This window comes from Burkholderia sp. Se-20378 (assembly GCF_017104665.1).
GTDB classification, from domain to species: Bacteria; Pseudomonadota; Gammaproteobacteria; order Burkholderiales; family Burkholderiaceae; genus Burkholderia; species Burkholderia lata.
This window is the reverse complement of sequence record NZ_JAAGPG010000258.1, coordinates 1-11,836: the sequence shown is the minus strand read 5'-3', so window position 1 is coordinate 11,836 and position 11,836 is coordinate 1. Positions and strand designations below refer to the sequence as shown.

The following is an 11,836-nucleotide window of genomic DNA, read 5'->3' as shown; positions in this document are numbered from 1 at the left end:
CCGCCGCGGCGCGCACGCGCATCGCGCAGGCGCTCGGCATCGACGCGGCGGCATTCGTCGCGGCGTTGCCGGTGCAGGACGAAGCCGTTCCCGCCGCGCATCCGGTTTCTGCCGTCGCCCGCGCCCCGGCACCTCCGTCGGCATCCGCTGCCACCGCTACACGCAAACCGGCGTCGCGACGCAAAGTCGATGAGCGACAGGCATCGCTCTTCGATGACGAACCGCAGGATGACGAAGCGTCGCCGACCGACGTAGCGCCGCTGCCGGCCGCAGGCCCGGTGCCGACCGAAACCGGTGAGCCTGGTGAGGCAGGCGAGGCCCCAGCGTGGATCGAGGTCGACGAACTGGCGTGGCTCGACGCCGTCGAGCTGCCGCCGTTCGATGCGGGCGACGCGGCGCTTGCGTCGGTCACATCGATACCGCCGGGTGAACCCGCCGCTGCGTCCAATACACCCGCACCCGCACCGCTCGCCGACTGCGTGGTCTGGCTCGAACGCAATTACCGCTTCGGTCTCGATTCGCCGATCGGGCGGCTGTCGCTCGCGATCCGCAGCGGCGACGTGCAGGCCGCACTCGACGCGCTGCCCGCCGACGATTCAGCCGCCGCGTCGTTCCATGACGATGCAGGCGAGTCGCTCGCGGCGTCGACGGTCGAGCGGCTCGCGCGGCGCTTCGGTGCTTATCTCGACGCGTTGCGCGACACGCTGGCCGCGCCGGTGCCCGATCCGCTGCCGCTGTTCGACGCGCTCAACCGGTTCCGGATCCTGTGCGCGACCCGCAGCGGCTTGCGCGGTGCGGAGCACGTCAATGCGCTGGTGGCCGCGCACGTGCGCCACGCGGCGCGTGTACCGCTCGCAGTCGGCGCGCACTGGTTCACGGGGCGGCCGATCATGGTGACGCGCAACGACTATGCGCTCGGGCTGTTCAACGGCGATATCGGCATCGCGCTGCCTGACGCGCACGGCGTGTTGCGCGTGTGGTTCAGGCGTGCGGACGGCACCGCGCGCGCTGTGTCGCCGGCCGCGCTGCCGCCGCACGAAACCGCGTTCGCGCTGACGGTCCACAAGTCGCAGGGCTCTGAATTCGACGAAGCCGCGCTCGTGCTGCCGGCATCGTTCGGCCGCGTGCTGACGCGCGAACTCGTCTATACGGCCGTCACGCGTGCTCGCACGCGCGTGCAGGTGATCGGGCCGCGGCGCGTGCTGGCGCAGGCGGTTGCGACGCGTACGCAGCGCGATTCGGGGCTCGCGGCACGCGTCGACGAGGCGCTTGCCCGGCGCCGCATGGAGGCTTCGCGATGATGATCCGCTATACGCTCGATCCGGCCGAAGTCGAATGGACGGCCGTGCGCGCGCAGGGCGCGGGCGGGCAGAACGTGAACAAGGTGTCGAGCGCGATCCACCTGCGCTTCGATATCCGCGCGTCGTCGCTGCCGCCGGTCATCAAGGAGCGGCTCCTCGCGCTGTCGGACCAGCGCATCACGCGCGACGGCATCGTCGTGATCAAGTCGCAGGAATATCGCACCCAGGAGAAGAACCGCGAAGCCGCGCTGGCGCGACTCGATGCGTTGATCAGCGGCGTTGCATTCACGCCGCGCTCGCGGGTCGCCACCCGGCCGACGCGTGCGTCGAAGGAACGGCGGCTCGAGCACAAGTCGCGTCGCAGCGTGGTGAAGTCGGGCAGAGGGAAGGTGATCGACTGACGAATGGATGAGGGGCGAACGACTGGCGCGAGCGTCAGTCGCCCGCCGTCGCGCCGGTTAGCGCATCACGGTCCCGGCGCTGTCGAGTACGAAGTCGACGCAGAACACGACGAGCCGGCTCTGCGCGCGGATCGCGACGGCGGCCGTATAGCAGTCGCGGCCTTCCGTCAGCGAGAAGTGCGGGCCCATCAGCGCGACGCGTCCGGGCGCGGCGATCGCGCGCTGGAAATACGGACGTCGCGACCAGTTGCTGTGGGTTTCCGGGAACAGCGGTGAAAGGCGGGTGACGCCCGCCTGACCGTCTTCGGCGCGCGCGCCGATCGACGGCAGGAACTGCTCGCCGGTTTCGTCGGTGACGAACACGCGGCGCGCGGCCGGTACCGCGAACACGCGCTGCGCGGCGTCCTGCAGGTTGCCGCTGGCGGAAAACGCGGCCGCGCCGGTCAGCACGAGCCGCTCGATCGCGTCGAAGCCCGGCTGTTCGGCGACGACCGGCGTGTGCCGGCGCGCGATGAAGCGCTGCCACGCGGCGTCGAGCATCGCGGGTGCCGCCGCGCTGGCATGGGCGATCGATGCATCGGGCTGGCCGAACTGGAAACCCTGCACGAAATCGATGTCGGCTTCCATCAGCGCCTGCAGCGAGTCGTCGCTCTCGACGCCCTCGGCGAGCACCATCGCACCGGCCTGATGCAGCATCGACACGAGGTGATGCATGATGCGGCGATCCTCGGCCGAACCGGTCGAGCGTACGACGAGCGAGCGATCGAGCTTGACGATGTCGGGTCGCGCGCGCCACACGCGGTCGAAGTTCGAGAATCCCGTGCCGAAGTCGTCGATCGCGATCAGGAAGTCGCGATGCTGGATCATGTCGATCGTGCGGGCGAGCGCGGCTTCGTCGCGCGCGGGCTGTTCGACGACTTCCAGCACGATGCGGTTCGGCGGCAGCGAGTAATGCCGGCACAGCGCCTCGACGAATTCGCGCTGCACGAGGCCCGAGTCGAGCACGCGCGGCGTGACGTTCAGGAACAGCCAGCCGTCGCCGATGCCTTGCGCGACGAAGTTGGCCGTATGCAGGCAGCGTGCGAGCCGGTCGAGCAACAGCGCGTCGGCATCGGCGCGCGTCTTCTCGAACAGCGCGGCGGGCGAGATCAACGCACCGTTCGAATCGACGACGCGCAGCAGCGCTTCGTAACCGACGACCCGCTTGTGCGTGATCGACAGCACGGGCTGGAACACGCTGCGTAACGTCGTGGTGCGATAGGTGGCGACCCAGCCGCCGGGCGTCGGCGTGAGACGTTCGAGCAGGGAGTCGAGCGAGAGGTCGCGGGCGGGCTTCATGTCAACGGTGCCCGGTGTCGAGCGGCGGAACGGCAGCGCGCCGCCACGCTGAAGCAGTCGCACGCGCCGGCGGACGCGAAAGGACGTGGGACATCGAGACCGCCTTCTGCGGGTAAGTGTTCGGAGTGTAACGGGAACGCGGCCGCTCGCGTATCAGGGAAACTCCAGACGCACGCGGGAATGCGGCTGCGGCCGGCGCCGCCCGCATGCGCGCCGCGCATGACCGCCGCGTAGCGTTGGGCGTCGCCGCCGCACATGACAATCTGGCGGCATGGCATGCGGGGTAACGCGGGAAATCCCGGCGGCCGGCAAGCGGTGAGCGGAGGCCGCCATCAGAGGAATACCGGTCGCGTTGCGGCACCCTCCACGGTGCGGCGGTGAAAGGCCGGCGCCGGGACGTCAGGCTTCACGGCCCGACCGAGGGCGGCGCGTGCACCCGGACGAATCGTCAGGTGGCTTCGCCGCTGCGCGGCCGGATTCCGGGAATCCGCTTGATCACGCCGGTGGCGAGCGCGGTGCCGACGAGCACGATCGCACAGCCTTCGATCATCACGGCCGACACGTGTTCGCCGAGGAACAGCGCGCCCCACAGCAGCCCGAACACGGGGATCACGAAGGTCACGGTAATCGCGCGGGCGGGGCCGATGTGAGCGATCAGGTAGAAGTAGATGAAATACGCGATGCCCGTGCAGGCGACGCCGAGGGCGAGCACCGAGCCCCACGCGTGCGCGCTGACCGGTGCGGCCGGCCAGGTGGCGATCGCGAACGGCAGCAGCAGGATGGTCGAGCCGATCATGGAGCCGGTTGCGTTGACGAGCGGATCGACGCCGGTCAGCTTGCGCTTCGTGTAGTTGGCCGCGATGCCGTACAGCAGCGTCGCGCCGAGGGCGGCGGCGGCGGCGAGTGCGGTCGCGGTGGCGCCCGTTTCGCCGTGCGCATTCGCGATCTGGTTCCACACGAGCGTGAGCACGCCGGCGAAACCGATCACGAGGCCGAGCGCGCGCGGCAGCGACAACTTGTCCTTCAGCCATACGTAGGCCACGAGCGCGCCCCAGAGCGGCGTCGTCGCGTTGATCACCGACGTCACGCCGGCCGACAGCGTCAGTTCGGCGAACGCGAACAGGCAGAACGGGATGCCCGAGTTCAGCGCGCCGACGACGAACAATGGCCACGCATGGCGGCGCAGCCGGGCGCCGAGATCGGCGGGCTTGAAGCGCGTCAGCGCGAAGCCGGCGAGAAACAGCGCGCCGATGCCTACCCGCAACGCCATCAGCGGCGCGACGCCGAGATCGACGACGCCGATCCGGATAAACAGGAACGACGCACCCCACAGGGCAGCGAGCACGGTCAGCAGAAGGGCGTTCTTGGCGGACATCGGTCGTGAAGGGCAGGGACGGGATGCGAAGAATCTTACACCCCGTTACCTCGCCGTCGTTTCACGTTTCGATGAAATGGCAAGAAACGGGAAGGTCGCCGGTGGCCGGCGCGGGGCGGCCGCCTGCCGGCGGTCGTGCCCGATCAGTGATGGCGCCAGCCGCCGCGTCCGCCGAAGCCGAAATTGAGCGAGAGCGCCGGTCCCCAATAGCCGCCCCATGCGGGTGCATAGGCCGGTGCCGGATAGTAATAGGCGGGGCCCGGATCGACGTAGACGGGGGCCGGCTGCACCGGTGCAGCCGTGTAATAGCCGCCAGGATAATAGCCGTACGGGTAGTAGCAGCCGGCGAGCGTCACGCTGGCGAGCGCCGCGGCGACGAAGGTCCTGTTCATGATGTTTCTCCGGCGGAGCCGGCAATCGGCAGATGCTTAAGCTTAGGCCGCGCGCCGATGACACGGTGTGCAAAACGGTAACGGATCATTTCCGCGCAGGCGGCCGGCACGTTGCGGCGCCGCATGCGAAAACGGCGCTTCCGCACCGCGAAAACGCCGTCTGGCTGACTGTCGCGGCGCGCCGCGCCGCTTACTTGCCGACCTGGTTACCGATGATGCCGCCGGCCGCTGCGCCGCCCAGCGTCGACAGCGCGCTGCCGCCGATCGCCGCGCCGGCGACGCCGCCGACACCCGCACCGATTGCCGTGTCGCGCTGGCGTCTCGACATCGAGTCACAGGCCGACAGGCTGGCCACGGTCGCGACGAGCAGCGCGCAAATCCCAATACGCCGTATCGAATTCATGATCGTTGTCCTTGCGGTTGTGAACAGAGGACACGCGACCGGCCGGCGGCCGCGCATGAACCCAATCTACGCGCCGTCCCCCGGCGCTGCTGTAAGGACTTGTTAAGGCTCGCGGGGTTTCGTAATGAATTGTTTCGGGTGGTTTTCCCGTCAGCCGGCAGGCACGCGGCATGCGCAAAAAAGCCCGCTCGAAAGCGGGCTTCGTGCATTGCGCAAGGCGATCCGGCGGGGATCGCCGGACCGCGCGTTTGCTTACTGACGGTGATAGATCTCGGCGCCGGTCTTGACGAACTCGACCGCCTTCACTTCCATCCCCTTCTTCAGCGCTTCGGTTTCCGACACGCCCTGCTGCGCCGCGAACTCGCGCACGTCCTGCGTGATCTTCATCGAGCAGAAGTGCGGGCCGCACATCGAGCAGAAGTGCGCGACCTTGGCGGAATCCTTCGGCAGCGTTTCGTCGTGGAATTCGCGTGCCTTGTCCGGATCGAGGCCGATGTTGAACTGGTCTTCCCAGCGGAACTCGAAGCGCGCCTTCGACAGCGCGTTGTCGCGCACCTGCGCGCCCGGATGGCCCTTCGCGAGGTCGGCGGCGTGCGCGGCGAGCTTGTACGTGATGATGCCTTCCTTCACGTCGTCCTTGTTCGGCAGCCCGAGGTGTTCCTTCGGCGTCACGTAGCACAGCATCGCGGTGCCGAACCAGCCGATCATCGCGGCGCCGATGCCGGACGTGATGTGGTCATAGCCCGGTGCGATGTCGGTGGTCAGCGGCCCGAGCGTGTAGAACGGCGCTTCCTTGCACCAGTCGAGCTGGAGATCCATGTTCTCCTTGATCAACTGCATCGGCACGTGGCCGGGGCCTTCGATCATCACCTGCACGTCATGCTTCCATGCGATCTGCGTGAGTTCGCCGAGCGTCTTCAGCTCGCCGAGCTGCGCTTCGTCGTTCGCGTCGTAGATCGAGCCGGGGCGCAGGCCGTCGCCGAGCGAGAAGCTCACGTCGTACGCCTTCATGATCTCGCAGATCTCTTCGAAGTGTTCGTACAGGAAGCTTTCCTTGTGATGCGCGAGGCACCACTTCGCCATGATCGAGCCGCCGCGCGACACGATGCCGGTCATCCGGTTCGCGGTGAGCGGCACGTACTGCAGGCGCACGCCCGCGTGGATCGTGAAGTAGTCGACGCCTTGCTCGGCCTGTTCGATCAGCGTGTCGCGGAAGATTTCCCAGGTCAGGTCTTCAGCCTTGCCGTTGACCTTTTCCAGCGCCTGGTAGATCGGCACCGTGCCGATCGGCACCGGGCTGTTGCGGATGATCCACTCGCGCGTTTCGTGGATGTGCTTGCCGGTCGACAGGTCCATCACCGTGTCGCCGCCCCAGCGGATCGCCCACGTCATCTTGTCGACTTCCTCGCCGATCGACGACGTGACGGCCGAGTTGCCGATGTTCGCGTTGATCTTCACGAGGAAGTTGCGGCCGATGATCATCGGCTCGGATTCCGGGTGGTTGATGTTCGCGGGGATGATCGCGCGGCCGCACGCCACTTCCGAGCGCACGAATTCCGGCGTGATCTCGGCCGGCGCGTTCGCGCCGAAGGCCGCTGCGCCGAACGCCTGGCCCGGGTGCTGGCGGCCCATCATCGCGGCGAGCTTCGCGCCGTTCGGGCCGCTGGCCTTCAGGCTCTCGAGGTACTCGGCGCGGCGCTGGTTCTCGCGGATCGCGATGTATTCCATTTCCGGCGTGATGATGCCCTGGCGCGCGTAGTGCATCTGCGAGACGTTCTTGCCGGCCTGGGCGCGGCGCGGGTTGCGGTGCAGGCCCGGGAACCGCAGGTCGGCGGTGGCCGGGTCGGCCGCGCGCTCGAGGCCGTAATCGCTCGACAGGCCGCCGAGCACTTCGGTGTCGCCGCGTGCCTCGATCCAGCCCTGACGCAGCGCGGCCAGGCCTGCGCGGATGTCGATCTTCGCTTCCGGATCGGTGTAGGGGCCCGACGTGTCGTACACGTAGATCGGCGGATTCTTTTCGCCGCCGAAGCCGGTCGGCGTGTCGGCCTGCGTGATTTCACGCATCGGCACGCGGATGTCGGGCTGGGAGCCGGTTACATAAACCTTGCGGGAATTCGGCAGCGGGGCGACGGCCGCGGCATCGACATGAGCGTCGGCGGACAGAAACTTCGGATTGGCGTTCATGCAATCTCCTGTGTGAGCGCCGGACAGGCGCTTCGGCGCTTGCCCGGAGCCCTTGACGTATGTGGGGCTCGAGCTAAGCAGGAGACGAGGCTTGGTGAGGCGGCGGATTTCGTCAGAAGGATGGCGGCGAAATCCGTACGCTTCCCTGCGCTGGCATTATCCAGATCAGGTTCAAAGGGTATTTCTCACCCGCAATGCCGGTTGTTTGACCGGGCGCATTGCAGGACCCCCGCGTTAGCAGGGCACACGATACACTGGCTTGGCGGCGGTTTCAACCGGGAGAGGATCGGCTGCCCCGGTGCGGCCGCAGCATGGCGGGCGTTACGATGGCCCGTCGAAATGGCAGCGCGCGTCGTCGCCGCATGGCCCCACGGCTCGTCCCGCCGGGGCGACGCGGTGCAACATGGCGCGCTTTCGCGCAACCTCAAAAAAAATTTTCGCAGCGGCTGTCATTTCCCGCGACGTCGTCCGTCTATTCGGCTCCTTAAACCCATGTTGTTTTGGAGAGATGTCATGAAAAAAGTACTGATTGCCGCTTGCGTCGCCGCTTTCGCCACGATCGCCACGGGCGCGTATGCGCAGAACGACGCGATGTCGCAGCCGGGCTCGTCGATGTCGAAGGACGCGATGGGCCACGACGCGATGGCCAAGGATGCAATGGGCCATGACGCGATGAAGAAGGACGGCATGAAGAAGCATGCAATGAAGAAAGACGCGATGAAGAAGGACGCGATGTCGCACGACGAGATGGGCAAGCCGTCGGGCGACAAGATGGCGCCGTCCAACTGACGGAGGCGGACGCGGCGCGGCCGGCGCGTGCGTCGCACGGCGGCCGCCCGCATTTCGTCCCGTCCCGTCGACTCATTCCGGGAGTCTTCATCATGCAAACCGTTCCCGCCACCGGCCGCGCGGCCGCCACGCCGCCCGCGCGCCCGATCCATCCGCTGTGGGTGCGCGCGAGCCACTGGCTCAACGCGCTCGCGGCGATCCTGATGGTGCTGTCCGGCTGGCGCATCTACGACGCGTCGCCGATCTATCCGCCGTTCACGTTTCCACATGGCCTCACGCTGGGCGGCTGGCTCGGGGGCGCGCTGCAATGGCATTTCGCGGCGATGTGGCTGCTCGTCTTCAACGGGTTGTTCTACCTGACGATGTCGATCGCGACGGGGCGCCTCGCGCGCAAGATGCTGCCCGTCACGCCGGCGTCGATCTGGCGCGACGTCCGTGCCGCGCTGGGCGGGCGGCTGTCGCACGCCGACCTGAGCGTCTACAACGCGGTGCAGCGTGCCGCCTACCTGACCGCGATCGTCGATCTCGTCGTGCTGGTGCTGTCGGGGCTCACGATCTGGAAATCCGTGCAATTCCCGCTGCTGCGCGAATTGTTCGGCGGCTACGACAACGCGCGTGTCGTGCACTTCTGGGCGATGTCGCTGCTCGTCGCATTCATCGTCGTTCACGTCGCGATGGCGCTGCTGGTGCCGCGCTCGCTGCTCGCGATGCTGCGCGGGCGCTGACCCGTCAACTTCGGGTGAAGGAAATCATCATGTCGGAATCCGAATACAAGCGCGACGGTTCGCGCTGGACGCTCGACCGGAAGTCGCTCGAACTCGACGTGCGCCGCGAGCTCGAGATGCCGTCGCGGCGGCTGTTCAACCGGCGCGTGCTGACGCTCGGCGGCCTGACGATGCTGACCGGCTGTACGCTGAAGGACGATGCGTCGGTCAACACGTTCCTCGAGAAGGTGTCGCGCATGAACGACCGCGTGCAGGCCTGGCTGTTCAGCGGCGAGCGGCTCGCGCCGACCTACACCGAAGCCGATATCACGCGACCGTTCCCGTTCAATGCGTACTACGGGATCGACGACGTGCCGCACGTCGATGCGTCGACCTATCGGCTCGTGCTGTCCGGCCGCGTGACGGGCAAGCGCGTGTGGACGCTCGACGAACTGTATGCGCTGCCGCACGCGGAACAGATCACGCGGCATATCTGCGTGGAAGGGTGGAGCGCGATCGGCCGCTGGGGCGGCACGCCGTTCGGCGCGTTTCTCGCACGCGCCGGCGCCGATACGCGGGCGAAGTACGTCGGCTTCAAATGCGCGGACGATTACTACGAGAGCATCGACATGCCGACCGCGCTGCATCCGCAGACGCTGCTCGCGTTCGAGTACGACGGTCATCGGTTGCCGCCGGAATTCGGCTTCCCGATGAAGCTGCGGATGCCGACCAAGCTCGGCTACAAGAACCCGAAGCACATCATGGAGATCTTCGTGACCGATACGTTTCCGGGTGGCTACTGGGTCGATCAGGGGTACAACTGGTTCGGCGGATCGTGAGCGGTCCGGGCGTGCGATGCCCGGCGCATGTGCGCGCCGCGATGCGTCGGGCATCGCGGCATCGCCCGTGACGCGTCACGCGTCACGTGGATTCGCGCACCTGGAGGTCGACGCGCAGGCCGACGGCCGCCGCCATGTTCACGAGCGCGTCGAGTCCGAACAGGTTGATCTTGCCGCGCATCAGATCGGAGACGCGCGGCTGCGTGACACCCAGCTGTTTCGCGGCCTGGGCCTGACTGAGCTCGAGCTGTGCGATGCGCTGCTTGAGCGCGATCATCAGCTCGGAGCGCAGCTTCATGTTCTCGGCTTCGGCCGGCTGGCCCTCGATTGCGTCCCAGACGCTTGAATAACGTTCGTTGGTCATCGTTTCCTCTCCATCGTCAGCGCGCAATAGCGCCGGGCGGCCAGTTCGATATCGGCCCTGGTCGTGCGCGCCGATTGCTTCCGGAAGCAATGAAGCACGTAGACGGCGTCGGCGAATGTCGCGACGTAAATGATCCGGAACGCGCCGCTCGCATCGCGCAGGCGAATTTCCCGCACGCCGACGCCGACGGTACGCATCGGCTTCCAGTCGTCGGGCGCCAGGCCGCGTTGCACCTGATCGATCTGGTGACCGGCTTCGCGTCGCGCGGGCAACGGAAAGCCGCGAAGATCGGCTAGCGCGCTGCCGACGAAAACAACCGGCTTCGGCGGAAGAATGTCTGAATTATACAAAATTTTGTATGGATGGTGCGGGTTTCGAAAGAGGGCCGCGCAGCGCAGGAGGCGCGTGAGCCGACCGTTACGATAAGGGGGAAGCGCTGGCCGGCGTGCAGGACTGGCCGTTCGGCCGATGGCGACTCGATCGCGACGGATGGGCGTGGAGGGCGGGTCGGATTGACACCCCGGCAACGCGTCCGGGTCGCGTATCCGGCCCCCGATTTCAGCCGCCTGCCGGCCGAAAAATGTCGCGCGGAAACATCATTCGTGATCCTTTCAGACTGGTCCGATGATGCTTTCGAATCCTTGATGCCATAATGCCGAGCGTGCGCAGCCGAAACGGTTGCGCGCGTTTTTTTGTCCCTCTGCCGCCGCTTGCCGGTTCTCTTTCGTCGCCGTTCGCACTGCCATGTCGTTCCGCACGTTCGCTCTGCCTTCCCGGTCCCGCCAGGGCCGTTTGCCGGCATCGCCGGCGTCTTTCAGCGGAGCACGCGGCGTGACGTGCGGGCAGGCTGCGCAATGACGCCGCTCGACCGTCTCCTCGATTTCTTCGCCCGCTTCTCGTTCCGGATCCGCCTGCCGCAAAGCCGCGGCGGCCGCGTGGCGCTGGCGCTCGTCTTCATCTATTTCGTCTGGGGCTCGACCTACAGCGGCCTGCATTTCGCGCTGCAGTCGTTCCCGCCGCTGCTGCTGTCGGGGCTGCGCAACCTGCTCGGCGGGATCGGCCTGTTCATCTTCGCGCTGCGGCGCAAGCCCGAATGGCCGACGCTGCTCGAAATTCGCAATGCAGGGATCGTCGGCACGATGCTCGTCGCGCTGTCGTCCGGCACGATCGCGCTCGGGATCAGCTCGGTCAGCAGCGGCTCGGCCGCGGTGATGGTGGCCACGGTGCCGCTGTTCGCGACCGTGATCGCGGCGGTCGCCGGGCGGCCGGTCACGAAAGGCGAGTGGGGCGCCGTCGCGCTCGGGATGGTCGGCATCGTCGTGCTGAACTCGGGCGGCGCGGCTGCGCAGAATTCGGCGCTCGGCACGATCTGCGTGCTGGCCGGCGCCCTGTTCTGGGCCGGCGGCGCGCATCTCGCGACGCGGCTCAAGCTGCCGTCCGACCTGTTTCTGTCGACGTCGCTGCAGATCGGCCTCGGCGGCATGATCTCGACGCTCGTTGCCTGGCTGATCGGTGAACGCATCGAGCACGTGATGGTGGGGCCGGTGTTCGCGTTCCTGTACCTGATGGTGTTCTGCACGATGGCCGCGTACGTCGCGTACGGCTACCTGATCCGCCACACGAGCCCGATCATCGCGAGCAGCTGCATGTACGTGAACCCGATCGTCGCGGTTGCGCTCGGTGCGCTGCTGCTGGGCGAGCCGGTGACGATGGCGACGGTGGTCGCAACCGTCGCGATCCTCGGCA

The 11,836-nt window shown here is 67.2% G+C and carries 13 protein-coding genes and 1 riboswitch; of the genes, 6 read left to right on the top strand and 7 right to left on the bottom strand.

Going from position 1 to position 11,836, the window contains the following annotated elements:
• Together G3N93_RS23920 and arfB are read left to right on the top strand one after the other, a co-directional pair.
• On the top strand, positions 1 to 1,301 hold a 1,301-nt coding region (locus tag G3N93_RS23920; RefSeq protein ID WP_206134096.1), incomplete at its 5' end, for an ATP-binding domain-containing protein.
• Entirely contained in the window at positions 1,298 to 1,702 is a 405-nt protein-coding gene (gene arfB / locus G3N93_RS23915; RefSeq protein ID WP_174935044.1) for an alternative ribosome rescue aminoacyl-tRNA hydrolase ArfB, read from the top strand. The genes G3N93_RS23920 and arfB, both read left to right, overlap by 4 nt.
• Before the next feature lie 57 nt (positions 1,703 to 1,759).
• Here arfB and G3N93_RS23910 read toward each other — a convergent pair whose 3' ends face one another.
• The 5 genes from G3N93_RS23910 to thiC form a co-directional block, all read right to left on the bottom strand.
• A complete protein-coding gene (locus tag G3N93_RS23910; RefSeq protein ID WP_174945526.1) occupies positions 1,760 to 3,040 on the bottom strand; it encodes an EAL domain-containing protein in 1,281 nt (426 codons plus the stop codon).
• A gap of 448 nt (positions 3,041 to 3,488) precedes the next feature.
• Positions 3,489 to 4,415 carry a DMT family transporter gene (locus tag G3N93_RS23905; protein ID WP_011351494.1) on the bottom strand — a complete coding sequence of 309 codons (927 nt, stop codon included), beginning with the start codon at positions 4,413 to 4,415 and terminating at the stop codon, positions 3,489 to 3,491.
• A gap of 143 nt (positions 4,416 to 4,558) precedes the next feature.
• Positions 4,559 to 4,807 carry a hypothetical protein gene (locus tag G3N93_RS23900; RefSeq protein WP_174935040.1) on the bottom strand — a complete coding sequence of 83 codons (249 nt, stop codon included), beginning with the start codon at positions 4,805 to 4,807 and terminating at the stop codon, positions 4,559 to 4,561.
• Positions 4,808 to 4,997: 190 nt separating this feature from the next.
• Positions 4,998 to 5,210: a glycine zipper 2TM domain-containing protein gene (locus G3N93_RS23895; RefSeq protein ID WP_011351496.1), complete on the bottom strand. Its 213-nt coding sequence runs from the start codon at positions 5,208 to 5,210 to the stop codon at positions 4,998 to 5,000.
• A gap of 252 nt (positions 5,211 to 5,462) precedes the next feature.
• Entirely contained in the window at positions 5,463 to 7,394 is a 1,932-nt protein-coding gene (gene thiC / locus G3N93_RS23890) for a phosphomethylpyrimidine synthase ThiC (protein WP_174951975.1), read from the bottom strand.
• A 124-nt stretch (positions 7,395 to 7,518) separates the two neighbouring features.
• Positions 7,519 to 7,635, bottom strand: a riboswitch (TPP riboswitch).
• 272 nt (positions 7,636 to 7,907) lie between these two features.
• On the opposite strand from thiC, the gene G3N93_RS23885 reads away from it, so the two are divergent.
• The 3 genes from G3N93_RS23885 (at position 7,908) to G3N93_RS23875 (ending at position 9,726) form a co-directional block, all read left to right on the top strand.
• The gene (locus G3N93_RS23885; protein ID WP_011351498.1) at positions 7,908 to 8,183 is read left to right on the top strand and encodes a pentapeptide MXKDX repeat protein; all 276 of its coding nucleotides are present in this window, start codon (positions 7,908 to 7,910) and stop codon (positions 8,181 to 8,183) included.
• A gap of 92 nt (positions 8,184 to 8,275) precedes the next feature.
• Positions 8,276 to 8,908 (top strand): cytochrome b/b6 domain-containing protein, encoded by a 633-nt coding sequence (locus tag G3N93_RS23880; RefSeq protein ID WP_174987341.1) that lies wholly within the window; start codon positions 8,276 to 8,278, stop codon positions 8,906 to 8,908.
• Between the two features lie 29 nt (positions 8,909 to 8,937).
• Complete coding sequence (locus tag G3N93_RS23875) at positions 8,938 to 9,726, top strand: molybdopterin-dependent oxidoreductase (RefSeq protein WP_174935034.1); 789 nt, start codon at positions 8,938 to 8,940, stop codon at positions 9,724 to 9,726.
• Between the two features lie 82 nt (positions 9,727 to 9,808).
• Here the strand turns inward: G3N93_RS23875 and G3N93_RS23870 are convergent, their stop codons facing one another.
• Both G3N93_RS23870 and G3N93_RS23865 read right to left on the bottom strand, forming a co-directional pair.
• Positions 9,809 to 10,090, bottom strand: coding sequence for a helix-turn-helix domain-containing protein (locus tag G3N93_RS23870; RefSeq protein WP_174935033.1), 282 nt, complete (start codon positions 10,088 to 10,090; stop codon positions 9,809 to 9,811).
• The gene (locus G3N93_RS23865; protein ID WP_206134097.1) at positions 10,087 to 10,440 is read right to left on the bottom strand and encodes a type II toxin-antitoxin system RelE/ParE family toxin; all 354 of its coding nucleotides are present in this window, start codon (positions 10,438 to 10,440) and stop codon (positions 10,087 to 10,089) included. Before G3N93_RS23865 ends, G3N93_RS23870 begins: the two co-directional genes overlap by 4 nt.
• Before the next feature lie 504 nt (positions 10,441 to 10,944).
• On the opposite strand from G3N93_RS23865, the gene G3N93_RS23860 reads away from it, so the two are divergent.
• On the top strand, positions 10,945 to 11,836 hold an 892-nt coding region (locus tag G3N93_RS23860), incomplete at its 3' end, for an EamA family transporter (protein ID WP_206134095.1).